This window comes from Burkholderia pulmonis (assembly GCF_984667975.1).
In genome coordinates, this window is the sequence record NZ_OZ480187.1 from 824,690 (window position 1) to 851,211 (window position 26,522).

16 protein-coding genes are annotated in these 26,522 nt (G+C 65.6%); 11 read left to right on the top strand and 5 right to left on the bottom strand.

From position 1 onward, the window contains the following. Positions 1-304 precede the first annotated feature (304 nt). The 3 genes from AC5LXK_RS20450 to AC5LXK_RS20460 all read right to left on the bottom strand — a co-directional run bounded on the left by AC5LXK_RS20450 (position 305) and on the right by AC5LXK_RS20460 (position 2,062). Positions 305-727, bottom strand: a complete 423-nt coding sequence (locus tag AC5LXK_RS20450; protein WP_493393273.1) for a hypothetical protein — start codon at positions 725-727, stop codon at positions 305-307. A 267-nt stretch (positions 728-994) separates the two neighbouring features. Beyond that, positions 995-1,369 carry a c-type cytochrome gene (locus AC5LXK_RS20455; protein WP_493393274.1) on the bottom strand — a complete coding sequence of 125 codons (375 nt, stop codon included), beginning with the start codon at positions 1,367-1,369 and terminating at the stop codon, positions 995-997. A gap of 123 nt (positions 1,370-1,492) precedes the next feature. Next, positions 1,493-2,062 (bottom strand): YdeI/OmpD-associated family protein, encoded by a 570-nt coding sequence (locus AC5LXK_RS20460; protein ID WP_493393275.1) that lies wholly within the window; start codon positions 2,060-2,062, stop codon positions 1,493-1,495. Between the two features lie 245 nt (positions 2,063-2,307). On the opposite strand from AC5LXK_RS20460, the gene AC5LXK_RS20465 reads away from it, so the two are divergent. The 5 genes from AC5LXK_RS20465 (at position 2,308) to AC5LXK_RS20485 (ending at position 8,338) form a co-directional block, all read left to right on the top strand. Then, a complete protein-coding gene (locus AC5LXK_RS20465; protein WP_493393276.1) occupies positions 2,308-2,850 on the top strand; it encodes a GNAT family N-acetyltransferase in 543 nt (180 codons plus the stop codon). A gap of 509 nt (positions 2,851-3,359) precedes the next feature. After that, complete coding sequence (locus tag AC5LXK_RS20470; protein ID WP_493393277.1) at positions 3,360-4,784, top strand: phospholipase D-like domain-containing protein; 1,425 nt, start codon at positions 3,360-3,362, stop codon at positions 4,782-4,784. Positions 4,785-5,006: 222 nt separating this feature from the next. Further along, a complete protein-coding gene (locus AC5LXK_RS20475; RefSeq protein WP_493393278.1) occupies positions 5,007-5,465 on the top strand; it encodes a GNAT family N-acetyltransferase in 459 nt (152 codons plus the stop codon). Positions 5,466-6,156: 691 nt separating this feature from the next. Continuing rightward, complete coding sequence (locus AC5LXK_RS20480; RefSeq protein WP_493393279.1) at positions 6,157-7,068, top strand: MurR/RpiR family transcriptional regulator; 912 nt, start codon at positions 6,157-6,159, stop codon at positions 7,066-7,068. Positions 7,069-7,558: 490 nt separating this feature from the next. Next, on the top strand, positions 7,559-8,338 hold the full coding sequence (locus AC5LXK_RS20485; RefSeq protein WP_493393280.1) for a response regulator transcription factor: 780 nt from the start codon (positions 7,559-7,561) through the stop codon (positions 8,336-8,338). A 267-nt stretch (positions 8,339-8,605) separates the two neighbouring features. Here the strand turns inward: AC5LXK_RS20485 and AC5LXK_RS20490 are convergent, their stop codons facing one another. Continuing rightward, positions 8,606-9,520, bottom strand: a complete 915-nt coding sequence (locus tag AC5LXK_RS20490) for a glutaminase (RefSeq protein ID WP_493393281.1) — start codon at positions 9,518-9,520, stop codon at positions 8,606-8,608. Positions 9,521-9,740: 220 nt separating this feature from the next. On the opposite strand from AC5LXK_RS20490, the gene AC5LXK_RS20495 reads away from it, so the two are divergent. From AC5LXK_RS20495 to AC5LXK_RS20505, 3 genes are all read left to right on the top strand, one after another. After that, a complete protein-coding gene (locus AC5LXK_RS20495; RefSeq protein WP_493386324.1) occupies positions 9,741-10,451 on the top strand; it encodes a response regulator in 711 nt (236 codons plus the stop codon). Positions 10,452-10,515: 64 nt separating this feature from the next. Next, entirely contained in the window at positions 10,516-11,646 is a 1,131-nt protein-coding gene (locus AC5LXK_RS20500) for an ATP-binding protein (RefSeq protein WP_493393282.1), read from the top strand. 249 nt (positions 11,647-11,895) lie between these two features. Then, the gene (locus tag AC5LXK_RS20505) at positions 11,896-12,522 is read left to right on the top strand and encodes an FMN-dependent NADH-azoreductase (RefSeq protein ID WP_493394027.1); all 627 of its coding nucleotides are present in this window, start codon (positions 11,896-11,898) and stop codon (positions 12,520-12,522) included. A 60-nt stretch (positions 12,523-12,582) separates the two neighbouring features. On the opposite strand, the gene AC5LXK_RS20510 is transcribed toward AC5LXK_RS20505, so the two are convergent. Further along, entirely contained in the window at positions 12,583-14,979 is a 2,397-nt protein-coding gene (locus AC5LXK_RS20510) for a patatin-like phospholipase family protein (protein WP_493393283.1), read from the bottom strand. A 270-nt stretch (positions 14,980-15,249) separates the two neighbouring features. Between AC5LXK_RS20510 and AC5LXK_RS20515 the strand changes: the two genes are divergently transcribed. The 3 genes from AC5LXK_RS20515 (at position 15,250) to AC5LXK_RS20525 (ending at position 26,483) form a co-directional block, all read left to right on the top strand. After that, positions 15,250-16,284, top strand: a complete 1,035-nt coding sequence (locus AC5LXK_RS20515) for a rod shape-determining protein (RefSeq protein WP_493393284.1) — start codon at positions 15,250-15,252, stop codon at positions 16,282-16,284. Positions 16,285-16,504: 220 nt separating this feature from the next. Beyond that, positions 16,505-17,164 (top strand): YdcF family protein, encoded by a 660-nt coding sequence (locus AC5LXK_RS20520; RefSeq protein ID WP_493393285.1) that lies wholly within the window; start codon positions 16,505-16,507, stop codon positions 17,162-17,164. A 721-nt stretch (positions 17,165-17,885) separates the two neighbouring features. After that, entirely contained in the window at positions 17,886-26,483 is an 8,598-nt protein-coding gene (locus AC5LXK_RS20525; RefSeq protein ID WP_493393286.1) for an autotransporter-associated beta strand repeat-containing protein, read from the top strand. The last annotated feature ends 39 nt before the right edge of the window (positions 26,484-26,522 follow it).

Consider the following 26,522-nt stretch of genomic DNA (forward strand, 5'->3'; position numbering starts at 1 on the left):
ACCGATGCAGACGAATAGCGGAAGGGGAGATCTGGTGCTTCGAGAGGGGTTACCGTCCGCAACGGGTCGATGTCTGCCGTCGGTGCGATGCCGAGCTGTAAAAATAGTGTGACGCGATAGCCGTTCGATAGCCGACGGCCATTGCCATTCCCACGCCCCGCGTTTCTCGGTGCGGGGGCAATTGCCGGACCCGCAGCATCGACCCGGGCGAACCAGGATTGTGGTTGTTGGACTTGGACCGGGTTCCGGGCGGCGCGTTGCTGGTCAGCAGGTCTGCCGAACGGGTTCCGCGATCGCGGCGGTCTTACTGCCATTCACCGGGATGACAGATCACCCAACCCGGATGGTAGCTATCCATGTCCGTGTGACCCCAGCACCAGCCGTGCTGCCGAATGGTCTTCATCAACTGTTCGCGTTGTGCGCAGGCGCTCCCCGGCGCATATTGTCCGTTCGGTAATAGCTTCGGTGCCGGGCCGTTCTTGCAAGTGTCATCGACCCCTTCTTCCTGATGCATCAGCGTCTGGACAGCGGGTGGAATGGTGCGGGCCAACGTGGCCTTGTATTCGACGCAGGCTGGCGCCTTGGGGTCGTTGGACTTGCCTGCACATCTGGACTGGAGCTTGTCGATGTTTCTCGATACGTCTGGCGGGTACGTCTCGGCGTGCGCCGTAGCAACACCTCCAGCCAGCAACAGGCAGGCGGTGGCAAGAGATCTGATCAAAATCATTTCGCGCAGGACACAATGCGTCCGGTAGCTCGGGAACGGGCGAATTATGGCATGCGCGTGTTTTCGACGTCCCGGTCGGCAATGGCGTCGAATGGAGCTTCGCACCATGTAAGCAGGGCTCGGCGCCGCAACAGGCTACCGCGCCGCTCGGCGTTTGACCACTTGGGAGCCGTTCGAAGGCCTGCCTCGAGGCGATTGTCGTCGAATGAGGAATTCTTTGGCGAGCGCGGGAAGACAAGGGTGCAAGCGAAGAATTGCTGAATAAAGCTATTTATTTGAAACCAATCCGGTGAGGTATTGATTCAAATCGCGAAAATCTTTAACCGTCCAGGGGAAGGGCGATAGTTTTACGCCATTTTCTCGCAAGGTTTTTGGAATCAGGTCTCCGTTTGGGCGAAGTATGACTGACGAGACAATAACGCCCGGGTATTCGCGGAGTCGTTTTTTGAAAGCGGGTGTCGTGAGATCGGGTGTGGGTGGGCTGCTCTTGTTGGCCAGTGGTCCTGTTCCTCTGGCGTCTGCTCCGTGGCACATGGCGCATCTCGCCAAAAATATCCTTTTCCCGTTATCACTGTCTGCAAAGGTTGGCGATGTTTGGGAAAACAATAAAATTCCTAGCGAAGCGGTGAGCAGTATTTTCATTTTTTGTTGATTGTTATGTATGAGTCTTCGGATATCTCTTTGAGGCCGATTGCTGCCGAGCCGGCACGGCCATGACGGGTGATACGCACCTGTATGGCAACGTCTCCGTCAGAAACGCAAATCCTATGGATGGAAGGTTTCGCCCCGGTTCAGCATGTCGATGAATTCCGCGATTTTACGCGCCCTGGTTTCCGGCTTTTTGGCATTCTGCACCCGAAACAGGATGGCATAGCGGTTACGGCTGTTCAGCGTCGAAAAAAACTTCCTGGCGCCCGGATTGGCGTCCAAAGCTGCCTGCAAATCGTCCGGCACGGTCGACTGACTGGCCGACGTATACGCAGCTTTCCAGCGGCCGTCTTTCCTGGCCTTCTCGATTTCGCCCATGCCGGGTGGGCGCATTCTGCCGGCGGCAATCAGCGCTTCAGCCCGTTCTGTGTTGAGTTTGGACCAGATGCTTTTTGCGGTGCGCGGGGTGAAGCGTTGTAACCAGTATTGCTCGCTCTCGGCCTGCTTTTGGCCATCGATCCAGCCATGGCAGAGGGCGCTTTCCAGTGCCTGTTCGTAGGTTACGGTTCGCTGCCCGGCGCCTTTTTTCGCCAGACGCAGCCATGCTCCGGTCGAAGTGCCGCCATTTTTCGTTAACCAGTTTTCCCATTCGGTCTGACTGGTAAACGTGAGGGCGCATTCGGTCATGTCACTATCCTGAATGGTTGAGTGCATGTGGCAGACAAGGCGCCCGCAGTGTAACAGTGTTGATACGGACATCAGCGTCCCGCGACCCGGGACCGGTCACTCGGTAGCCACTCGCTCGTCGGTGGGTTTGGAGCGACCGTCGCGGCCATTTGAGCTTGGTCGGTTACCCGCCGCGTCGGGCGTTCGACAGGCCGGCACGCGTCGTCCACAATTCAACGACACCAGCAAGCACACAGGAGGAAACCTTGGCGCTGCACGCGAATCGAATTCGTATCGAATCCGGTCGACTTTCGATCAAGCCATTCTGTGCTGATGACGCTGACGAGGCGTTTCCGTGCATCACGCCTTCACTGACTCGCCTGATGTCGTGGGAGCTGCCTCCTGACAGAGCGAGTTTTGATCTTGTCTGGCAGGCTTGGTTACCCGAGATGATCGAAGGAACGGACTTCGTATTTACTGCCCGTCAACGCGACAGTGGCGAATTCCTTGGATTGGCAGGGCTTCATCGCGTCAAATGCCCCGATGTGGAATTGGGCATCTGGATTCGGGAAGATCGCCATGGAGAAGGTATCGGCCGTGAAGCTGTCGGCCTCGTGGCAACGTGGGCAAGTCGCGAATTGGGCATCGATCGCTTCATCTATCCTGTCGCTGAAGAGAATTACGCCAGCCGGCGCATTGCCGAATCTCTTGGTGGTGTCGTGGCGGAGCGCCGTCAGACGCCGAAATACCAATCCGTCATTTATCAGATACCAAGGCAACCGGAATTCGGTGGCAGGGGAAAGCAATAGCATCGGTGCCATTCGCAGTCAGCCCGTGCCTGATCGAAACATCGCGACGACAGCTGGTGCGCACTCAGGCCACTGCCTGATGTGCGCTTTGCCGCTTCAAAAATCGACCGCCCCGTACAAGTCGTCAATCACGTCAGCGCGAGCGTGACGGCGCTCCGGCAATACAGACTGCCATGTGATCCCTCCTGCGCAGACCGCGCGGGCACGCGCCACGCGTCGTTCGACGACCGAGTTCGGCCATGAGCGATCGTTGGAGCAGCGCGCATAAATCGGCGACAATCGCACATGCCGGAAAGCTATTATTTCGACTGCGCGGATGTCCCTGTCCGCTGTGTGTTCAACGCGCAGCCGGATTCGCGCCGCACTTGCCCACGGTAGCTATCCCGTGCTCGCCGTTCCGTTCACCTGCTCGAGGTCACGGCGAGCGACTCGACCGCGCTGACGCGACAAAGCCTTCCAGACCTTCAAGAACGCAGGGCCCGAGACACATCGAACCCGTTCGCCACATCATGACCACAACAAGAAGCCTGGCGCTCATTCTGGCATGCGTGTTTGCCTTTTCGCGGCCCGGCCACGCGCAATGTGTCGACCTGGTCGCCAGTCTTGACGACGGTCAGTTGATGCAGTCACGGATTGCGCTGATCGACCGTGCCACGCCTGCCGAGCAGATCCGCATCCTCGCCTACATCTTCGAAATCGATCAGACCGGCGGCCTGCTGTTGCGCCATCTGGTTAGCGCCGCGCACCGAGGCGTGCCGGTCAAGCTGCTGATCGACGGCATCGGCCCCGAGCCGCACTTCCCGTTCGAGGACGAGCTCATCGTCGCCCTGCACGAGGTGGCTCCCGGCATCGAACTCCGAATCTTCCATCCGCGATCGGATCTCGTCGAGATTTCGCATCGCATGCACGACAAGCTGTTCCTGGTTGGCGACACGGCCGTGATCGGCAGTACCTCGATCTGGGATGCGAGCTTTCGCAACTGGCTCAGCGAGCGCGATCTGATGGTGTCGGGCGATGCCGGCCAGGATGCGTCCTCCCTGCACGCCATGTACCAGCATTTCGCGTTGTTCTGGAATAGCCCGGAAGTGGTTCGCCCCGAGCCGGAAAAATTCCTCGAAGTCGCAAGTCCTTATCGCGTCTCGCAGGGTTATGCGACGCTGGACCCGGCGCGCATTCAATATTGGCGTGAATGGCTGCTGGCTCCGCTCGACGCGGCAGCCCGGGCGACGGACCCGGCCGCTACCGATACACCAACGGCCTCCGATACGCCCCATGATCCCGCCGCGCCTCCGGCTCCCGGGGCGTCTTTTGATCCCGCCTGGATGCCGATCGCCTGCGATCGCCTGCGCTATGTCCATGACTGGCCCGACAAGCGCTCGCCAGGCACGTCGCAGGACATGCTGCAAGCGTTCGATACGGCGCAGCACGAGATCCTGATCATCAATCCCTACCTGCTCTTGGTGCCGGAATTGCGCGAGGCGCTTGAGCGCAAGCGGCGCGAAGGTGTCCGCGTGATCCTGGTGAGCGCCTCGCTGGCGAGCATCACGCAGGAATTCCCCGCAGTCGGGCGCGCCTATGCCGACGATCTGCCCGGCTTGGTGAATGCCGGGATCGAGGTGCGCGAATATGCTGACCGGGAGAACCGCATGATGCACGCCAAGCTGGTCCTCATCGACGGCCATCGATACTATCTCGGCAGTTTCAATTTCGATTCGCTGTCGACCCGCCTGAATACCGAAAACGGCCTGTGGATAGACAGCCCTGAGGACGGGCTCGATCCGTTGCAAGACAGCGTGGCGTACTTCCTGGGCCACTCGAGTTCGGTGAGCGACGCCAATGGCCGCCTTCTGGCGGATCCCGATGCGCGCTGCCGGGCTGCCGGCTGCGGTGGTGTCTGGCGGTGGGCGACGGTGCTGATCAGGAACTTCCTCTGAGCGCTGCGTGCCTTGTCGCGAGACTGCGTGACCAGTTCGGGCCACCGTCCGCACGGTGTCGCGCAGTAGTCGGCCAATCCAGGCCGACATGTCGCCCCGAGGTCGACCGCGCGGGCAAGCGCCGCGCGATCTTGGGCGACCGGTTGAATCCGCCGCCAGTACCGGCCATTCGACGACTTTGGACGAGTTGCTGTCGGATCGTCAGATCGCTAACCTTGCCTGATGTTCGGCGCGACTGTCATCAAAATGATCTCGATTCAACCGTTAACAACCCTTCCTCCGCAATTGCTCGATTTGGAGCGTGAGGCTGTCGGTCAAGGGTTCAGCCTGGTCGGCCGGTTGATTCGCGAGTGGCAAGACGGAAGCAACAGGTTCGACAAGCCGGGTGAATGCCTGCTCGCGGTTACTGACAACGGAACCCTTTTGGGCGTCGGCGGCTTGAACATCGACCCCTATGTTCCGGATGGTTCGACCGGGCGCTTGCGCCGGCTCTATGTCGCGAATGCCTTCCGCCGTCGCGGTATAGGCGAAGCCCTCGTTGCAGCGCTGTTGCAGAAAGCCGCGCAGCAATTCCAGCGAGTCCGGCTTTCGGCGGATACGGAATCCGCCGCTGCTTTCTACGCTCGACTGGGATTTAGTGCAGTGGAAGATGAAACGGCTACCCACGTGAAAATGCTGTGACGAGCAGCGGTGGCGGGGCGGTCGCGGCCAACGGGTGAACGACCCGCTCGGTGTGCGGGGCATGCCGAATCGACCTGCCGCCATTGCAGGGCATGAATTGCACGTTGATTCCGCCCCCTCAAAAAATCGACCTTCCCCAATAGGTCGTCAACCACTCCAAAGCCAGCGTGCTGGAACGCCTGCAATACAAGCCGGCTGTATTCCCCCGGTGTCGACCAAGCGGGGATCGTCGCGCTTCTTTCGACGACCGGGTTCGGCCATGAGCGGTCATTGAAACCTGCCGTGCGACCTCGGCAACCCGTCTGCGTCCCGGTCGGCCCTTCACACATCCGAGTCCTCTCCTCCAGGCGTTCGCGCTTGCGCGTGCGCTTCGTCGGCCAGTTCAGGCTCAGGTCGATTTGTTCCACGGGCTACCCGCCGATCCTCGACAAGCACATCGGAGGGCGAGTTCTGCAGAACATTCGAAGCGGAACAACCACGCCGCTCGTTCATTTGCGCGAGTTTTAACGGGGTCGAATTTATAGGATTTCTTGCGGGCAGACGTGCCGGACGCTCGTATGCGGCAGCATTAAAAGGGCCACTGTTACGGAAGAAATATCAGACAAGAATCGATCTCGTTAACACTGATTGTGTAAATAGATTTACACAATAAGATTGTAAGTAAATTAATTTACACATTCACGGTGAGCGTATGCCAACCGATGTGACGCCGGGTTCAATCGGTCCGGATGAGCCGCCTGGTGACGAGGCAATGGAGTCGCGCATTGCGCGCTTGATGCCGACGCTGACGCCGGCCCATCGGCGCGTGGCGGAATTCGTGCGAACGAATCTCGTCCGCGCGGCGACGATGCGAATCGACGAATTCGCTGCTGCGGTCGACGTGTCGGTCGCCACCGCAAACCGGTTCGCGCGTGCACTCGGCTTCGATGGTTATCCGCATTTTCGGGCGAGTCTGGTTCCTGACCTCGAGGCGATCTTTGCCCCGGTCGAGCGCTTGCGCAGCGCACTTGAATCAGAGGCGCCCGGGGCCCAGGCGCTGGGTACTGCGCTGGCGCGCGAGGCGGAAAACATTGAAGCGTGTTTCCGTGCACTGGATCCGCGTGCCTGCGAGCTGGCCGTGAAAGCCATCGTGGATGCCGACCGGGTTTTCATTCTCGGGTATGGCTCCAGCGGCTATCTCGCGAGCTTGATGGAACACGGGCTGAATCCCTATCGGAACAACGTGCGAGCGTTGTCGATGGGAGGCGGGCCGGAACATGCCGCACGCCTTCTTTTCGATGTCACGGCGCGTGACCTGGTCGTCGCGATCGCCTTCCCTCGTTATGTGCGCGACACGATCACACAGGCTGAACGTGCGCATAAGCAGGGCGCCCGGCTGCTTGCCCTGACTGATAGTCCGGCGTCGCCGCTGGCAGGCTTTGCAGAGGCTTCATTGTTCGTTAACGCAAAACGTCAGCTGACGGCGTGTTCCAACGCGACGATCCTCGCGCACATCGAGGCGCTGTGCGATGCCGTTGCGCGTTGCGTGCCGAAGTCCGCGGCTTCGTCGAAGAGGATGACCGAGTTTGCATTGCCCTGGATTTATCAATCCGGGCGCAAGTGAGGGCGGTGCCGATGCGGGGCGCCGGTAGGTGTTTCATCACGGTTGCGTGATCGTTGCTCTTCTGAGCGAAGGAGATGGATTCCGGGAAGCGAACTGGAAATTGTCAACATTACCGGTGCCAGGAACACATCGCTACTGCATTCCCGATGATCAGGACTGACGATATTGGGAGAAGTAGCCGCAAGCCGGCAGTTCACGCATGGTGCATGCAGGGCGGCGCGAAATCTGCCCGGGAAGAACTGTCGAGGCGGAGGCCGCCTGGGCTTCATGCCGCTCGTCGAGAGTGGCGGAAGATGGGCCAGTTGTGATCACGGCACACGTGCGTTCGAACAGGATAAGGCGGAAAGCCGTGCTGTCGGACGCGCTGTTTATCAATAGAGCAAAGCGTAGAGTGAATCGGTAGACGAATGGGACTGAACGTGTCGATGCGTGACCGTTGCCCGGATCTCCGAAAACCTGAAACGCAGGCACGAGACTGTGTGGTGACGTAATGGACATCTTGTTAGTGGAAGACGATCCTCTTCAGGCATCCGTTTTCGAAAAGGCATTACAAAATCTGGATCGGGAGATATGCAAGGTACGTGATGGCCAGCACGCCGTGCAGTTTCTCAGGAATCAGCGTGTGGAACTGGTGGTGCTTGACTGGCATTTGCCCAGCATGAGCGGTCTGGAGGTATTGCGCTGGATACGCGCGAATCTCGGCGACGAACCTACGGTGCTGTTTCTGACCGCCAGAGTGCTCGAGACTGATGTCGTTGCCGCGCTCGACGCGGGGGCCGACGAGTACATCGTGAAGCCGTTTCGGGAAATCGAACTTGCTGCGCGCGTCAAGGCGTTGCTGCGTCGATGCGCGCACGGAAGGAAGCAGGCCGAACTGACCCGGGTGGGTGCCTACGTACTGGACCCGGCGATGAAGAGCGTGTCGCTTCGTGACGAGACGGTCGATTTGACATCGAAGGAGTTCGCCTTGGCGAAATGCCTGTTCGACAACCTCGGAAGGGTCATTTCCCGAGATACGCTCGAGGCCCTCGCGTGGGGGAGGCCGCTCGACGGCTCGTCGAGGAGCCTCGATACTCACATGTATCGAATTCGGCAAAAATTGACGCTTCGCCCGGAAAACGGTTTTCGTTTGAGCGCTGTGTACACGCACGGCTATCGGCTCGACGAGGTCGACGGAGGGTCTCCGGCGGCCTCGAAGGAGAGCGGGCGGCGTGAAATGACGAAGGAAGCAGATTCGGTGGCGATGCCCGAGACGGTTCATGCAGCATGAACCGCTTTGGTGCCGGGACAGGGGGCTCCTGGACTGCGCGTCGAAGCGAAAACCGCACGACGATGAATTGACGGGAAGAGGCGATGTGGCGCTTTCCGCTCCCGGTTGAACCATCAAGCGCACCGGATCAGGTTTGTGTCGAGCCTCATTCGCTATCGCTTTTTCTCCCCATCGGCGGACGACCGCTCCGGGTCGATTGCCGCCGATGGCCGAATTCCCCATCGAGCGCGCCGTCGCGCCAGGCGAGGCGCGCTTGACTTCACCGCTTCAGAAAATCGACCTGCCCGTATAAGTCGTCAGCCACTCCAAAGCCAGCGTGCCCGCCAACGAGTTCCCGTTCGCATCGAGTCCCGGCGCCCACACGCACACGGCCATTTCCCCCGGCAGGACCGCGACGATCCCGCCGCCGACGCCGCTTTTCGCCGGCAATCCGACGCGATACACGAAATCGCCGGCCGCATCGTAGGTGCCGCAGGTCAGCATCAGCGCCGACAGCCGTTTCGCGGAACTCGAATCGACGATCCGCTCGCCGGTCGCCGGTGCAACACCGCCGTTCGCGAGGAACAGTGCGGCGGTGGCGAGCTCGACACAGTTCATCGTGATCGCGCACTGGCGGCAATACGCATCGATCACGGTATCGGGCGGCATCTGCATGTTGCCGAAGCTCGCCATGAAATGCGCCATCGCGCGGTTGCGCTCCGCATGCTGCAGCTCCGACAGCGCGACGCGCGAATCGTAGTCGATGTCGTTCGTGCCAATCATCCGCCGCACGAATTCGACCAGCGCCGTCTCGGCCTTCACGAAGCGGCGGCACAGCACGTCGGTGACGACCAGTGCGCCCGCGTTGATGAACGGATTGCGCGGCTTGCCGCGCTCGCTTTCGAGCTGGACCAGCGAGTTGAACGCGTTGCCGGACGGCTCGCGGCCGACCCGCTCCCACAGTTCGTCGCCGAGCAGCTGGAACGCGAGCGTGCACGCGAACAGTTTCGAGATGCTCTGGATCGAGAAGCGTTCGTGCGCATCGCCGACCGTATGAACGGTGCCGTCGAGCGTCACGACGGCCATCCCGAACTTGTCGGCGGGCACTTTTGCCAGCTCGGGGATGTAGTCGGCAACCCGTCCCTGGCCAATCCAGGGGGCGAGTTCGGTGTGGATGCGTTCGAGGATCGTCTGGTAATTCATCACGTCAGGCAGGGTAGGTGCACGGCACGGATTCCGGCGAGCCCGTATGGAACCGTCCCCGCGCCGATTCGTCAAGCGCGGCCGGTATCGCGCCCTTATTTTCAAGACCGTCAAACGGGCAAGCGGCGGGCGCAGTATCATGCGGTACGTTTCGGTCGATGGCCGGCGTCCGGCACCTGCCGGCGCCGCCGCGGCCTCCTCGATGATCCGACCGCTGCCCATGTCTTTTCGCATCCTGCTCGTCGAAGACGACACCCGCCTGTCCACGCTGATCGCCGGCTACCTGCGCAAGAACGACTATGAAGTCGATACTGTGCTGCATGGTGACGCCGCGGTGCCGGCGATCCTGTCCATTCGCCCCGATCTCGTCATTCTCGACGTGAACCTGCCGGGCAAGGATGGCTTCGAAATCTGCCGCGAGGCGCGCAAGCAGTACGACGGCGTGATCATCATGGTGACGGCGCGCGACGAGCCGTTCGACGAGCTGCTCGGCCTCGAATTCGGCGCGGACGACTACGTACACAAGCCGGTCGAGCCGCGCATCCTGCTCGCGCGGATCAAGGCGCAGCTGCGCCGTGCGCCCGCACGGGTGGTCGAGAGCACCGCGCCGCAGCCCGAGCGTTACGCGTTCGGCAAGTTCTCGATCGACCGCACCGACCGCACCGTCGTGCTGCCCGACGGCAGCACGCCCGACCTGACGTCGGCCGAATTCGACCTGCTGTGGGCGCTCGTGTGCCACGCGGGCGAAGTGGTCAGCCGCGACGACCTGATGCTGCAACTGCGCGGCGTCGAGTTCGACGGCCTCGACCGCACGATCGACGGGCGCATTTCGAAGTTGCGCCGCAAGCTGCGCGACGACGCAAGCAACCCGCAGCGGATCAAGACGATCCGCAGCAAGGGTTATCAGTTCAGCAAGCACGCGTGGGAATGACGCCGCCTTCGCGCGACGCCGTCACGTTCCGCGCGGGCATTCCACCCGCCGGCCGGGAGCCGCGATGATCCGACGAACCCGTTCGCACCCCGATGCACCGCCGCTGCCGACGCTGCGCTACGTCAGATGGCGCTGGCTGCATTTCCGCCGCGCGTGGACCGACACGCGCGCCGACCGCATTCCGAGCTGGTCGCGCCTGTACGTGCGCACCTACCTGCATCTGCTCGGCCTCGTGCTACTGACCGCGCTCGTGCCGGCGCTCGCACTGTGCGTCGAATTGTCGCCGCAGGTCGTGTGGCATGCATTCGACTCGCTGCCGGGCGACATCTGGATCGTGCTCGCGTTCGTGTTTGCCGCCCCCGCGCTTGCCGCGTACCGATGGATGCGGCCGGTCTGGTCGGATCTGGTGATGGTGCGCGAGCGTGCGATCGACTTCACCGGCGGGCGCTTCAACACCCGCGCCCGCGAATCGCACAGCGTGATCATCGGCCCGCTCGCGCGCACGCTGAACGCACTCGCGATGCGGATGGAGCGGCTGATCGCCGCGCAGCGCGATCTGACGAACGGCATTTCGCACGAACTGCGCACACCGCTTGCGCGCGTGCGCTTCGCGCTCGAAATGCTGCGCGAGCCGGGTTCCGCCGTCGAATACCAGGGCGCGCTCGAGAGCATCGCGCAGGACGTGACCGAGCTCGAAGAGCTGATCGACATGAGTCTCACGTATGCGCGGCTCGAGTACAGCTCGCTGCAGTCGAATCTCGAGATGACCGCGCCGGTCGCATGGTTCGAGCATCAGGTGAACGACGCACAGCTGCTGTATCCGGAGCGCGCGATCGACGCGCGCATCGCGATTGCATCGGATTTGCGCGTGAAGATGGACCGGCGTCTGATGTCGTATGCGATGCGCAACCTGCTGCGCAATGCGAGCAAGTACGCGAAATCGCGGATCGTCGTCGGGATCTCGCTCGTGCACGGCAACATCGGGATCTTCGTCGAGGACGACGGCCCCGGCGTGCCCGAGAGCGAGCGCGAACGGATCTTCGACGCGTTCGTGCGCCTCGACCGCCGCACCGGCGGCTACGGGCTCGGCCTGTCGATCACGCGACAGGTGCTTCACGCACACAACGGCCGGATCGCGGTCGTCGACCCGGTCGAGCTCGGCGGCGCGCGGTTCGAGATCAGCTGGCCGGTCTAGCGAGACGCCGCGCGAGGCATCACCCCTGCAGCCGTGTCAGCCGCGATGGCGACGCGCGCCGTGCGCGCGCGCGTTGCCGACATGCCCCGCCGTCGTTCCCCGTTGTCGATACCTTTCCCTGTCGGAATCGCATGCAGATTCGTTTGCGGTGCGCGCGCGCTTTGCGTTACGATTGCAATTGCAACTATATGGGCAGGCCGGCCATGCTCGCCGCCCTTCGTTCATGCATTCCTGTCCGGGTCACGCATCATGCGGCTACTGAATATCGTGTCATCTCCCCGTGGCGCCCGGTCGGCGTCGATCGCGGTTGCGAATGCGTTCGTCGATGCGTGCCGCCACGCGAATGCATCGATCGACGTCGATACGCTGAACGTCTGGGAAGAGGACTTGCCGGACTTCGATGGCGACGCGATCGGCGCAAAGTACAAAGGCGTTGCGAACGAACCGATGAACGCCGCCGAGCAGGCGGTCTGGCTGCGGATCCAGTCGCTCGTGAAGCGGTTTCAGCAGGCGGACCGGATCGTCGTCGGCGTGCCGATGTGGAATTTCGGGTATCCGTACAAACTCAAGCAGCTGATCGATCTGGTCAGCCAGCGGAACATGCTGTTCACGTTCGATGGCACGGCCTACGGCCCGCTGCTGACGATTCCGCGCGCGCTGGTCATCCATGTGCGCGGGCAGAGCGGGGAAACCGGTGCGGGTCGCATCGGCAATCCCGGGTTCGGGCATCAGGCCGATTACATCGAATTCTGGCTGAAGTTCATCGGCGTGACCGAGGTCAGTAGCCTGACCGTCGAACACACGTGGAATGCGAGGGCGCACGACAGCATTGAGCGGGCGCAGGTGCGGGCGGTCGCGATGGCCGCGGATTTCTGATCGGGGAATACGAAAGCGCGTCGGCAACCCGGATGCCGCCGAAGCGGCATCCGCGCAGGTTCAGTAGGTGCGGCCGAGCTGCAGGTAGAAGTTGCGGCGGCCGCCCGGGGCGAGCGCGACGCCGATATAGACCGGCCCGAACGCGGTCGACAGGCTCGTGAAGAACGTATAGCTCTGCTTGAGCGAGCCGCCACCGACCTGCTGGCCGCTCGACCAGACGTTGCCGACTTCCGCGCTGGCGCCCACCGACAGCGCCTTGACCGGCGATGCGTTGAACGTCATCAGCTGGTTCATGTAGGTCACCTGCGCGTACGCGAGTTCGTTGCCGTTCAGCTGGTCGGCCGCATACGCGGACAGGTGCTGGAAGCCGCCGAGCGTGAAGTTGAACGCGTTGATCAGGTTGGTGCCGCCGATGCTCTTGCCGCCTTCGATCGTCGCGCTGATGCTGTGGCGGCCGAACTGCTGCGCCACCATCGCCTTGCCGTAGATCTCGGTGTAAGGCGCGTTGTTGATCCCGTCGTCGAAATCCTGCGCCGAGCCGCCGTTGCGGGACACCAGCGAGCGTTCGACACGCAACTCGGTGAAATAGCCCTTGCGCGGGAACATCGGATCGTCGAGCTGGTCGATGACGAGCCGTGCGCGCGCGGTCAGCGCCTGGGACGTGAAGCTCGGCCACAGCAGCATCTGGCCAGTGCCGTCGTCGAGCGGCAGGTTGTAGGTCGGCGAGCCGTGGCCGGTCACGTAACCGATACCGATCCGGAAGTCGCCGAGCCGTGCGATCGGCAGGCCGAGGTCGACCCCGGCGCGCGCCGTCTGCATCAGATACTGCGTGATCTTCACGTTGCCGGTGTCGTCGTACAGGTTCGCGTAGCGGCGCTGGTATTCCGCGTACGGCGAAAGGTAGACGCCGTAGGCCATCGACAGCGGCTGGCGGAATTCGATGCGCGCCGACTGCAGGTCGCTGCCGATCGTCGTGTCCGCGCGGAATTCAAGCCCCGATTCCGTGAGCCACGGCCGCCGGTAGCCGACGTGCAGGCGGAAACCGCCCTCGTCGGTCGAACTGCTCGACATGCCGAGCCCGAACAGCAGGAAGTTGGGCCCCCAGTATTTTTCGCGCGCATTGATCTCGAGCACGTTGTCGTCGCCGTGGCTCACGATCTGCTGCGTGACGCTCTCGAAATTGCCGCCCGTCGTGAGCCCGAGCAGATCCTGGCTGACGGTCTGCGGATCGTAGGTGTCGCCGGGCTTCACGTGCAGCGCGTTGCTGACGACCCGCTTCGGCACGTCGCCGCTGGTCTTGATGTCGATGCGCGTGATCCGGATCGGCGGCGGCAGCGGCTGCGCATGCGCGGACTGGTAGGCCGCGTACTGTTCCGGCGTGAGCGCGAAACGCCGCAGCTTCGGCAGCGCGGCGGTCGCGGCGGCCGCGCCGGCGGCGATGGCCTGCTTCGCGTTCTGGAAATCGGTGAACGCGAGCGAGCCGAGATCCGGCGTGAGCAGCACGTCCTGCGCGTCGAGCTGCTTGCGCTGCGCGTTCACGTTCTGGCGGATCAGGATGCCGACCATCTGCTGCATCACGTCGGCCGGCGACGCGAGCGCATCGAGCGGGCGCAGTTGCGAGCCGATGTCGACGGCGATCACGACGTTCGCGCCCATCTGACGCACGGTGTCGACCGGCAGGTTGCTGACGAGCCCGCCGTCCACGAGCGCACGCCCGTTGATCTCGGCCGGCGCGAACAGGCCCGGCATCGCCATGCTCGCGCGGATCGCGAGCGGCAGCGAGCCATGGTCGAGCACGACCATCTGGCCGGTCTGCAGGTCGGTTGCGACCGCGCGATACGGGATCGGCAGGCGGTCGAACGGCTGGTTGGTCGGCACGGCGGCCGTCCAGTTCGCGAGCAGCGCCTGCAGCCGGTTGCCCTGCACGAGGCCGACCGGCGCCTTCACGCCTTTCTTGCCGAAGCCGAGTGTCAGCCCGTTGATGTACAGGCGTTCGTCTTCCCGGCTGGTCTGCGGCAGGTCGGCGCGGTCCGTCACGTCGAACGCGACGTCCGCGAGGTTGACCTCCGACAGCCGCTTCTGCATCTCGTCGGCCGCCATCCCGCTCGCGTACAGGCCGCCGACCACGGCGCCCATGCTGGTGCCCGCGATGCAGTCGATCGGGATCCGGTTCTCCTCCAGCACCTTCAGGACGCCGAGGTGCGCGTAGCCGCGCGCGCCGCCGCCGGACAGCACGAGGCCGACCGACGGGCGGCCGGCCGGGCCGCCGTCGGCCGCGCAGGTATGTGCGGCCGACGGCGTGGCAGCCGGCGTAGTGGCGGCTGCGACGGCAGCCGGGGCAGAGGCGGGTTCGGTGGCCGGCAGCGGTTGCGCGGCGACCGTGCAGCACCAGAAGGCGACGAGCGTCGTACAGAGCGGGCGCACCCGCGCCCAGCGGAAGGAAACGGTCGCTGTCATGGTGGAAATACCTGGCGTGATCGGGCGTCTGAGGCCTGCCGGGAGCAGGCAAGACCGAGAGATTACCGTGTTTTACAGGCGCAATGCGAGAGGCCGTTGCGTAGCCCGATGCACCCGAAACGGTATTTTCGACAATTTAGTCGCGAAAAAATCATCGGAATTGCCTAAAGTATCGGAACGATTTGCCGCTAAGCCCGTGATGGGGCGGGTTGGACGCGCCGCGCAAATCCGGCGCGGCCGTCCCGGTCCGTTCGTTCACAAAGGTTTGATATGGCGACACCGCTGTTCGGAAAGTTGTTTGCGCAACCCGTTGCGATCGACCCGGGAACGGCGAGTACGCGGATCTATACGCACGAACGCGGCGTGGTGCTGAACCAGCCGTCGGTCGTCTGCTTCCGCAAGGCCGGCGCGACCGACGCGCGGCCGACGCTCGAGGCCGTCGGCGAGCTCGCGAAGGCGCTGCTCGGCCGCGAACCGGGGCATCTCGAAGCCGTGCGGCCCATGCGGCACGGCGTGATCGCGGACGCGCACGCGGCCGAGCAGATGATCCGCAGCTTCATCGACATGTCGCGCACGCGCTCGCGCTTCGGCCGCCGCGTCGAGGTCACGCTGTGCGTGCCGTCCGATGCAACGGCGGTCGAGCGCCGCGCGATCCGCGAGGCCGCGTTCGCTGCCGGCGTGTCGGAGGTCGAACTGATCGAGGAATCGCTCGCGGCCGGGCTCGGCGCGGGTTTGCCGGTGACCGAGCCGGTCGGCTCGATGGTCATCGACATCGGCGGCGGGACGACCGAAGTCGCGGTCATCGCGCTCGGCGGCATCGTCTACCGCGAGGCGATCCGCGTCGGCGGTAGCCAGTTCGACGCGGCGATCGTCAACCATGTCCGCAACCTGTACGGCGTGCTGCTCGGCGAGCAGACGGCCGAGCACGTGAAGAAGACGATCGGTTCGGCCACCAGCGCGGTGCCGCGCACGTCGACCCGGGCCGTCGGCCGCAGTATCGGCGACGGACTGCCGCGCTCGGTCGAGCTGTCCAACCACGACGTCGCGGACGCGCTGGCCGCGCCGCTCAAGCAGGTGATCGGCGCGGTGAAGTCGGTGCTGGAAAACGCGCCGGCCGAACTCGTGACCGACATTGCCAATCGTGGCGTGGTGCTGACGGGCGGCGGCGCGCTGCTCGCCGATCTCGAGCGCCTGCTGTACGACGAGACCGGGCTGGTCGCGCGGATCGCCGACGAGCCGGCCACCTGCGCGGTGCGTGGCGCCGGCGAGGCGATGGGGCGGCTCGCGATGTGCCCGGCCGACTGAGCCGGACCGGCGCCGGCCGGGCGTCGCTGCCCGATACGGGCATTTACATTCTTTCGATCCTCCGGTTGCCGGCACGCGTCGCCGGTTCCCTTGCCGAAAGACGGCCGACCGTCCCGCATCGGTCCGCCACGTGGACACGCGCGAGCGCACCGTGCTAGCGTGACGCGCCCGTCCGGGGCGGGGTAGCCGATCCGCCCGACGACCTGAGAGACCGACAACCTTGAAATATCGAACCAAACGGGGCTTTGCGGCCCGAGCGGGCCGCCTGCTGGCCGTCGTTGCGTGCATCTGGGTCGCCGCGGCCGCCGCGATCGTCATCTGCGGGATGCGAATGCCGAGCGAACCGGCGGACGTCGCCGTGATCTTCGGCAACGCGCTCGACGCAACCGGCGCGCCGAAGCCGGTGCTCGCGGCGCGGCTGGATGTCGGCGTGCGCTGCTACCGCACGGGACAGTGCCCGGCGTTTCTGGTCAGCGGCGCGATCGACGGCCCCGGGCTGAACGAGGCGACGGCCATGCGCGACTATCTCGTGGCGCGCGGCGTGCCGGCCGGCCGGATCGCCGTCGACGACCAGGGCGACAACACGCTCGCGACCGCGCAGCACACGCTCGCCTATCTGCAGGCGCACGGCCTGTCGCGCGTGCTGATCGTCAGCCAGTATTACCACCTCGCCCGGGCGCGCCTCGCGTTCGAGCGCGTCGGCATCGCGCGGTCGAACATCTCCGTCGCGTATCCGCACCGTTTCCAGGTACGCGACGTCTATTCGAGCTGGCGCGAAGTGCCGGCCTACGCGGTGTATGCGGTGCGGCTGTGGATGAATCCCGATGCGCGGCCGGTGTCGTTCCGGCCGATGCTGTACCTGATGAGCCTGTTTTCGTAACGGGGCGGGGCGCCGGGCGAACGCCTCGGGGCCGCCCGATTTTCTTCTTCCTTCCGGTTTCCTGCCGTTTCCGCCCGGCTGTACGAATGGCCGCAATACCGGGCAAGCGACAACGATTCGCGTTGCAGGTTTGGTGCGAGGCAAAAATCAGGGCGATTTTCTGTCGACTGCCTGAAAGACTGGATTTGCCTGCTTGTTAAGCGAATGTTGATTATCGGTAATATTGATTCGGTCGGTGAAGATATTGCACTGCGGAATTCATATACGATGGATTGAATTCGTGTATCAGCATTTTCACTGATGCGGCAATTTCGGTATTTTTGCGAAAAATCAAATCGAATAGACGCGAAGCATGCGGGATGCCACCGTAAAACACCCTTCGCCGGGTAAAAAGTACATGCTGGTTCACCTTTGATTCGATAAGTAAATATCGACTGGAAAACGGGTGGAGTTTGATATAGCCTTGTCTGACAAAAGCAGGGTAGTAATCAAATAACCCAGAAAGTCGCTGCAAAAGAAACAGGGGCCGCCATCATGTCATTTGACTAGGTTTACGCCTGCAAACCCGATCCCGGGTTGATTCAACACTCATCGATGTATAAGCCGACGTCGCATCGCGACTGCCGGGGCGGATGCTTTTGTCCGTGATTTTCTGCTGCGTGCCGTGCGTGGCGGTCGCAATACCCATACCAAAGCCGAAACCAAAAAAACGAGGGAAAGCATGAATCTTGCGCGTTCGAAAAAAGCCGGTGAGCCGTTTCCGAGACTGCTGTTGCCCACGGGCGTTTTCCTGGCGCTGTCAGGCGCGGGTATCGTGCCTGCCTATGCGACCTGCAGCCAGGCGGGCACGACGGTGACCTGTTCCGGCGTTGCGAACCCGCTGGCACCGAGTTACTCGAGCAACCTCAACAACGTGAGCGCGACGGTCAATCCGGGTGCGAGCGTCGGCGTGCTGCTTGGCGTCGGCGGCACGGCGATGTCGCTGACCGGCAACAACGTCACGCTGACCAACAACGGCACGATCGATCCGTCCGCGCTCGGCACGGGGCTTGGCGTGCTGTCGAGCGGCACGGTGGTCGGCAATGCGGCGGCGAGCAACACCAACGTCACCAACAACGGCACGATGAACGGCTCGACCGGCGTGGCGATCAGCGGCGTAACGGGCATGGCGCTGTCGGTCCAGAACGGCACGGGCGGCACGACGCACATCACGAATACCGGCTCGATCGGTTCGAACGCGCTGATCGGCGCGACCCTCGTCGGCGCGGACGCGCCCGTGGTGGCCGCATACGGCGGCGGCGCGGTCAACATGTCGAACAGCGGGATGATCACCGGCCGCGTGTCGCTCGGTTCGAACAACACGCCCGGACAGGGCAATACGCTCACCAACTCCGGCGTGATCAACGGCAGCGTGTCGATGGGCGTGAACAGTACCAACACGTTCAATGCCGTGACGGGCTCGTCGGTCAATGCGGCGGGCGGCACCGGCGGCGCGTTCAACATCACGGTCGGCCCGGTCACGCTCAACATCGCGGCAACGGGCGTCGTCGACGGCGGCGCGGGCGGCAACAACACGCTCAACCTGCAGCAGGGCGCCGTCGCGAGCGGCACGATCGCGGCCAACAATTACATCAACTTCAATCACCTCGACGTCGGCAGCGGCAGCTGGACGATCAACGGCGCGTCCACTGCGCAGGACGCGACGCTGAACGGCGGGGTTGCCATCATCAACGACAACGCGTCGCTCGGCACGGGCACCATCACGGCCAACGGCGGCGCGCTGCAGGCGGGCACTGCAGGGCTCAACGTTGTCAACAACGTGACGCTCGGCGCGGGCGGGCTGACGGTGCAGGGCGCGACCGGGCTCGCGCTGTCGGGCACCGTGTCGGGTGGCGGCGCGCTGACGAAGAACGACGGCGGCACGCTGACGCTGACCGGCGCGAACAATTACACAGGCGGCACGAACCTGAACGCCGGCGGCCTGGTGGTCGGCAACAACGCGGCGCTCGGCACGGGGGCGCTGAACGTCAACGCGTCGGCATCGCTCGACACGAGCGCGAACGTGACGCTCAACAACACGGTCAACCTCGCCAATGGCTCGACGTTGACGATCGGCGGCAGCAACAACCTCGGGCTGGCCGGCACGATCGCCGGTGCGGGCGGTCTCGTGAAGAACGGCGCGGCGACCACGACGCTCACCGGCACGAACACGTACACGGGCGACACGACGATCAACTCAGGCACGCTCGCGCTGAGCGGTGCCGGCAGCCTGGCGTCGACCGGCACCGTCAACCTGACCGGTGCGGGCGCGACGTTCGACGTGAGCGCGGCCTCGGGCGCGCGGACGATCGGTTCGCTGGCGGGGGCGGCCGGTACGAGCGTGGACCTCGGCGCCAATTCGCTGACGCTCAACGGCAGCGGCAATGCGACCTATGCCGGCACGATCGGCGGCTCGGGCAGCGTGACGCTGTCGGGTACCGGCACGCAGGCGCTGACGGGCGCGAACACGTACACCGGCGGCACCAACCTGAACGGCGGCAACCTCGTCGTCGGCAGCAATACGGCGCTCGGCGTCGGCGCGGTGAACGTGAACGGCTCGTCGTCGCTCGATGCGACCACCAACGTGTCGCTCACGAACGGCGTCAACATCGCGACGGGCACCACGCTGACGCTCGGCGGCAGCACCGCGCTCGGGCTGAGCGGCCAGATTTCCGGCGGCGGCGGTCTCGTGAAGAACGGCGCAGCGACCACGACGCTGTCCGGCGCGAACAACTACACGGGCGGCACGACGCTGAACGCCGGCGGCCTGGTGCTCGGCAACGCATCGGCGCTCGGTACCGGCGCGCTGACCGTCGGCGGCGCGGCGTCGCTCGATACCAACGCGAACATGACGGTCGCCAACGCGATCAACCTCACGACGGGCACGGCGCTGACGCTCGGCGGCAGCAACGCGCTCGGGCTGAGCGGCGCGATTTCCGGCGCGGGCAGCCTCGTGAAGAACGGCGCGGCGACCACGACGCTGACGGGCGCGAACACGTACACGGGCGGTACGACGATCAACGCCGGCACGCTGGCGATCGGCGCGGGCGGCAGCCTGTCGTCCACGGGGACGGTGAACCTGGTCAATCCGGGCGCCACGCTCGACATCAGCGCCGGCGGTGCGCAGTCGATCGGTGCGCTGTCGGGCGCCGCCGGCACGAACGTGAGTCTCGGCGCCAGCGCGCTGACGCTGGGCGGGACCGCCAGCGGCTCGTTCAGCGGCACGATCGGTGGCACGGGCAGCCTGACGCTGTCGGGCACCGGCACGCAGACGCTGAACGGCGCAAACGTCTATACCGGCGGCACGAACCTGAACAGCGGCAGCCTCGTGCTCGGCAACAACGGGGCGCTCGGCACCGGCGCGCTGAACGTTGGCGGGGCGGCAACGCTCGATACGAATGCGAGCCTGACGGTGAGCAACGCGGTCAATCTCGGCACGGGCGCGGCGCTCACGCTGGGCGGCAGCAATGCACTCGACCTGAGCGGTGCGATTGCCGGTGCGGGCAGCCTCGTGAAGAACGGCGCGGCGACCACGACGCTGACGGGCGCGAACACGTACACGGGCGGCACGACGATCAACGCGGGCACGCTGGCGGTGGGCGCGGGCGGCAGCCTTGCATCGACCGGCGCGATGAATCTCGCGGGTGCCGGCGCGACGCTGGACCTGAGCGGTGCGACGGGCGGCCAAACGCTCGGCGCGTTGTCCGGTGTCACGGGAACGAACGTCAACCTCGGGAACAACGCACTGACGCTGGGCGGGACCGCCAGCGGCACGTTCAGCGGCGCGATCGGCGGTGCGGGCAGCCTGACGCTCGCGGGCAGCGGCACGCAGACGCTGAATGGTGCGAGCACGTACACCGGCGGCACGAACCTGAACAGCGGCGGGCTGGTGCTCGGCAACAACGGGGCGCTCGGCACCGGCGCGCTGAACGTTGGCGGGGCGGCAACGCTCGATACGAATGCGAGCCTGACGGTGAGCAACGCGGTCAATCTCGGCACGGGCGCGGCGCTCACGCTGGGCGGCAGCAATGCACTTGATCTGAGCGGTGCGATTGCCGGTGCGGGCAGCCTCGTGAAGAACGGAGCGGCGACCACGACGCTGACGGGCACGAACACGTACACGGGCGGCACGACGATCAATGCGGGCACGCTGGCGGTGGGCGCGGGCGGCAGCCTTGCATCGACCGGCGCGATGAATCTCGCGGGTGCCGGCGCGACGCTGGACCTGAGCGGTGCGACGGGCGGCCAAACGCTCGGCGCGTTGTCCGGTGTCACGGGAACGAACCTCAACCTGGGTGGCAACGCGCTGACGCTGGGCGGAACCGCCAGCGGCACGTTCAGCGGCGCCATTGGCGGCACGGGCAGCCTGACGCTGTCGGGCACCGGCACGCAGACGCTGTCCGGCGCGAACACCTATACGGGCGGCACGACGATCGACGGTGGCAGCACGCTGGCACTGGGCGCGGGCGGCAGCCTCGCGTCCACCGGCACGGTGAATCTGGCCGGGACGGGCGCGACGTTCAACCTGAGCGGCGCGACGGGCGCGCAGACGATCGGCGCGCTGACCGGCGCGGCGGGCACGAACGTGAACCTCGGCGGCAACGGGCTGACGCTGAGTGACGCGGGCAACCACACGTTCGGCGGCGCGATCGGCGGCACCGGCGGCCTGACGCTGGCCGGCGCGGGTACGCAAACGCTGACGGGCGCGAACACCTATACAGGCGGCACGACGATCGACGGCGGCAGCACGCTCGCGCTCGGCGCGGGCGGCAGCCTTGCGGCGACGGGTGCCGTGAACCTCGCGGGCGCAGGTGCGACGTTCAACCTGAGCGGGGCATCGGGCGCGCAGTCGATCGGCGGGCTGACGGGCGCGGCCGGCACGAACGTGACCCTCGGCGCGAACGCGCTGACGCTGAACGGCAGTGGCAACAACACGTTCGGCGGCGCGATTGGCGGCACCGGCGCGGTGACGTTCGCCGGCACGGGTACGCAGACGCTGACGGGCGCGAATACGTACACGGGCGGCACGACGATCGACGGCGGCAGCACGCTCGCACTGGGCGCGGGCGGCAGCCTCGCGTCCGGCAGCGCGGTGAATCTCGCGGGTGCGGGCGCAACGTTCAACCTGAGCGGCGCGACGGGCGCCCAGACGCTGGGTACGCTGACGGGCGCGGCCAACACCAGCGTGAACCTCGGCGCGAATGCGCTGACGCTGAACGGCAGCGGCAACGGTACGTTCGGCGGGGTGATCGGCGGCACGGGCGGTGTGACGCTCGCTGGCACGGGCACGCAAACGCTGACGGGTGCGAACACGTATACGGGCGGCACGACGATCAACGGGGGCAGCACGTTGGCGCTCGGCGCGGGCGGCAGCCTTGCATCGACGGGTTCGGTGAATCTGGCCGGGACGGGCGCGACGTTCAACCTGAGCGGCGCATCGGGCGCGCAGTCGATCGGCTCGCTGACGGGCGCAGCCGACACCAGCGTAACCCTCGGCGCGAACGCGCTGACGCTGAACGGCAGCGGCAACAACACGTTCGGCGGCGCGATTGGCGGCACCGGCGCGGTGACGTTCGCCGGCACGGGCACGCAGACGCTGACGGGCGCGAATACGTACACGGGCGGCACGACGATCGACGGCGGCAGCACGCTGGCACTGGGTGCGGGCGGCAGTCTCGCGTCCGGCAGCACGGTGAATCTCGCGGGTGCGGGCGCAACGTTCAACCTGAGCGGTGCGACGGGCGGCCAGACGCTGGGTACGCTGACGGGTGCGGCCAACACCAGCGTGAACCTTGGCGCCAATGCGCTGACGCTGAACGGCAGCGGCAACGGTACGTTCGGCGGGGTGATCGGTGGCACGGGTGGCCTGACGCTGGCCGGTACGGGCACGCAGACGCTGACGGGCGCGAATACGTACACGGGCGGCACGACGATCAACGGTGGCAGCACCCTTGCGCTCGGTGCGGGCGGTAGCCTCGCGGCGACGGGCGCGGTGAATCTTGCGGGCACGGGCGCGACGTTCAACCTGAGCGGTGCGACGGGCGCGCAGACGATCGGCTCGCTGGCCGGCGGGACCGGCACCAGCGTGAATCTCGGCGCGAATGCGCTGACGTTGAGCGGCAACGGCAGCAGCACGTTCGGTGGCGCGATCGGCGGGACGGGTGGCGTGACGCTCGCGGGCACCGGCACACAGACGCTGACGGGTGCGAACACGTACACGGGCGGCACGACGATCAACGGTGGCAGCACGCTGGCGCTCGGTGCGGGCGGCAGCCTTGCATCGACGGGTTCGGTGAACCTGGCCGGCACGGGTGCGACATTCAATCTGAGCGGCGCGACGGGTGCGCAGACGATCGGCTCGCTGACGGGTGCGGCCGACACCAACGTGACCCTCGGCACGAACGCGCTGACGCTGAACGGCAGCGGTGCGGGCACGTTCGGCGGGACCATCGGCGGTGCGGGCAGCGTGACGGTTGCGGGCACGGGCACGCAGACGTTGACCGGCGCGAATACGTACACGGGCGGCACGACGATCAACGGCGGCAGCACGCTTGCGCTGGGTGCGGGCGGCAGTCTCGCGTCGGGCAGCACGGTGAATCTCGCGGGCACGGGTGCGACGTTCAACCTGACTGGTGCGACGGGGGCACAGACGATCGGCACGTTGACGGGTGCGGCCGGCACGAACGTGAGCCTGGGTGGCAACGCACTGACGCTGAACGGCAGCGGTGCCGGCACGTTCGGTGGCGCGATCGGCGGGACCGGCAGTGTGACGCTCGCGGGTACGGGCACGCAGACGCTGACGGGCGCGAATACGTACTCGGGCGGCACGACGATCAACGGCGGTAGCACGCTCGCGCTCGGTGCGGGCGGCAGCCTCGCATCGACCGGTGCGGTGAACCTGGCAGGCACGGGTGCGACGTTCAACCTGAGCGGTGCGACGGGCGCGCAGACGATCGGCACGCTGACGGGCGCGGCCGGTAGCAGCGTGAACCTCGGCACGAATGCGCTGACGCTGAACGGCAGCACCACCGGCGCGTTTGGCGGGACCATCGGTGGATCGGGCGGCGTGACGGTCGCGGGTACGGGCACGCAGACGCTGACGGGCGCGAACACCTACACCGGCGGCACGACGATCAACGGCGGCAGCACGCTCGCACTTGGTGCCGGCGGCAGCCTCGCGGCGACGGGTGCGGTGAATCTCGCCGGTGCGGGCGCAACGTTCGACGCAAGCGGCGCGACGGGCGCGCAAACGGTCGGCGCACTGTCGGGCGCGGCCGGCACGAACGTGAACCTCGGCACGAACGCGCTGACGCTGAACGGCACCGGCAGCGGGACGTTCGGCGGCACGATCGGCGGGTCGGGCGGCGTGACGGTCGCGAGCGGCACGCAGGTGCTGACCGGCGGCAACACGTACACGGGCGGCACCACGATCGCGGCCGGCGGCACGCTGCAGCTCGGCAACGGCGGCACGTCGGGGAGCGTGGCCGGCAACGTCGTCGACAACGGCGCACTGGTCGTCAATCAATCCGGCAATGTGACGATCGCGAGCGTGCTGTCCGGCACCGGCTCGCTGACCCAGGCCGGCACCGGGCAACTGACGCTGACCGGCACGAACACGCTGAGCGGCCCGACCACGGTTGGCGCGGGCACGCTGGCCGTCAACGGTTCGCTCGGCCAGTCGACCGTTACCGTGCAGAGCGGCGGGACGCTGACCGGCACCGGCACGATCGGCGGTCTCGTGGTGCAGGGCGGTGCGACGGCTGCGGCCTCGCAGCCGGGCGCGGCGCTGAACGTGGGCGGCAACGTCACGTTCCAGCCGGGTTCGACGTTCCAGGTCGCCGCCACGCCGCAGCAGAGCGGCAGCCTCGCCGCGAGCGGCACGGCAACGTTGAACGGCGGCACCGTGCAGGTGCTCGCGAACCAGAGCAGCTACCAGCCGAGCACAACGTACACGATCCTCTCCGCGTCGTCGGGCGTGCAGGGCGCGTTCACCCAGGTGAACGCGAACTACGCGTTCCTGACGCCGACGCTCAGCTACGATCCGGATCACGTCTACCTGCGGCTCGTCGCGAACGGCACGTCGCTGCCCGACGTCGCGACGACGCCGAACCAGCGCTCCGTCGCGACCGCGCTCGGCGGGCTCGGTGCCGGCAATCCGCTGTACGACGCAGTGCTGACGACCGACGCACCCACCGCGCGCCGCGCGTATGGCCTGCTCGACGGCGAACTGCAGGCGAGCCTGAAGAGCATGCTGCTGCTCGACAGCCGCTACGTGCGCGATGCGGTGACCGATCGCGTCCGCCAGGGCCTCGCGCCCGGATCGGGCCCGCTCGCGGCACTGTCGTCGGGCGGCGCCGCACTGTGCGGCGACAACACGGCCGGCGCGGTCGATCCGACGCTGCCGCCGGAACGCCGGCTCGGTTCGCGCGAAGGGTGCTACGGCGGCACGCCGTATCAGCCGGTCGTCTGGGGTCAGGCGTTCGGCGGCCGCAGCCGGCTCGCCGGCGACGGCAACGCGTCGACGATCAACCGCAGCATGACGGGCTTCATCGCCGGCGCCGACATGGCGCTCAACGACAAGTGGCGTGCCGGTCTGGCCGCAGGCGTCACGCACAGCTCGCTCGACAACGACCAGAACTCGTCGGCGGCGGTGAACAGCTACTACCTGTCGCTGTACGGCGGCGCGCAGTACGGCGCGCTCGGCGTGCGCGGCGGCGCGTCGTACACGTGGTACCGGATCAACAGCGACCGGTCTCCGGGTTTCGCAGGCTTCTCCGATCATGACTCGGCCGGCTACGACGCGAATTCGGCGCAGGTGTTCGGTGAAGTCGGCTACGCGCTGCCGGTCGGGCCCGTCGCGCTCGAACCGTTCGTGGGCCTCGCGTATGTGAACCTGCATACCGACGGCTATACGGAAACCGGCGGCGCGGCGGCACTGCGCGCCGGTAGCGAGACGACCCACGTCGGCTTCTCGACGCTCGGCCTGCGCGCGGCGTCGCAGCTCGGCTCGATCGCAAGCGGCACGTTCACCGCGCGCGGCACGGTCGGCTGGCGCCATGCGTTCGGCAACGCGCAGCCGTCGTCGGCGTTCACGTTCGCAAACGGCGGCACGTCGTTCCAGGTGTCGGGCGTGCCGATTGCGCGCGACAGCGCGGTGCTCGAAGCCGGCATCGACGCGAACATTACGAAGCGCCTGACGCTCGGCCTCACGTACAGCGGCCAGTTCGGCAGCGGCGTGCGCGACAACGCGATCCTCGGCAACATCCTGTGGAAGTTCTGACCGGCGCGTAGCGCGCCCGCACCGGCGCGCACACGCCCG

Excerpts from the sequence above, each read along its gene's own strand:
- AC5LXK_RS20525 (WP_493393286.1), top strand. The coding sequence starts at position 17,886 with ATGAATCTTGCGCGTTCGAAAAAAGCCGGTGAGCCGTTTCCGAGACTG.
- AC5LXK_RS20455 (WP_493393274.1), bottom strand. The coding sequence starts at position 1,369 with ATGAAAATACTGCTCACCGCTTCGCTAGGAATTTTATTGTTTTCCCAA.
- AC5LXK_RS20480 (WP_493393279.1), top strand. The coding sequence starts at position 6,157 with ATGCCAACCGATGTGACGCCGGGTTCAATCGGTCCGGATGAGCCGCCT.
- AC5LXK_RS20495 (WP_493386324.1), top strand. The coding sequence starts at position 9,741 with ATGTCTTTTCGCATCCTGCTCGTCGAAGACGACACCCGCCTGTCCACG.
- AC5LXK_RS20500 (WP_493393282.1), top strand. The coding sequence starts at position 10,516 with ATGATCCGACGAACCCGTTCGCACCCCGATGCACCGCCGCTGCCGACG.
- AC5LXK_RS20515 (WP_493393284.1), top strand. The coding sequence starts at position 15,250 with ATGGCGACACCGCTGTTCGGAAAGTTGTTTGCGCAACCCGTTGCGATC.
- AC5LXK_RS20485 (WP_493393280.1), top strand. The coding sequence starts at position 7,559 with ATGGACATCTTGTTAGTGGAAGACGATCCTCTTCAGGCATCCGTTTTC.
- AC5LXK_RS20475 (WP_493393278.1), top strand. The coding sequence starts at position 5,007 with ATGTTCGGCGCGACTGTCATCAAAATGATCTCGATTCAACCGTTAACA.
- AC5LXK_RS20470 (WP_493393277.1), top strand. The coding sequence starts at position 3,360 with ATGACCACAACAAGAAGCCTGGCGCTCATTCTGGCATGCGTGTTTGCC.
- AC5LXK_RS20450 (WP_493393273.1), bottom strand. The coding sequence starts at position 727 with ATGATTTTGATCAGATCTCTTGCCACCGCCTGCCTGTTGCTGGCTGGA.
- AC5LXK_RS20490 (WP_493393281.1), bottom strand. The coding sequence starts at position 9,520 with ATGAATTACCAGACGATCCTCGAACGCATCCACACCGAACTCGCCCCC.
- AC5LXK_RS20505 (WP_493394027.1), top strand. The coding sequence starts at position 11,896 with ATGCGGCTACTGAATATCGTGTCATCTCCCCGTGGCGCCCGGTCGGCG.
- AC5LXK_RS20510 (WP_493393283.1), bottom strand. The coding sequence starts at position 14,979 with ATGACAGCGACCGTTTCCTTCCGCTGGGCGCGGGTGCGCCCGCTCTGT.
- AC5LXK_RS20460 (WP_493393275.1), bottom strand. The coding sequence starts at position 2,062 with ATGACCGAATGCGCCCTCACGTTTACCAGTCAGACCGAATGGGAAAAC.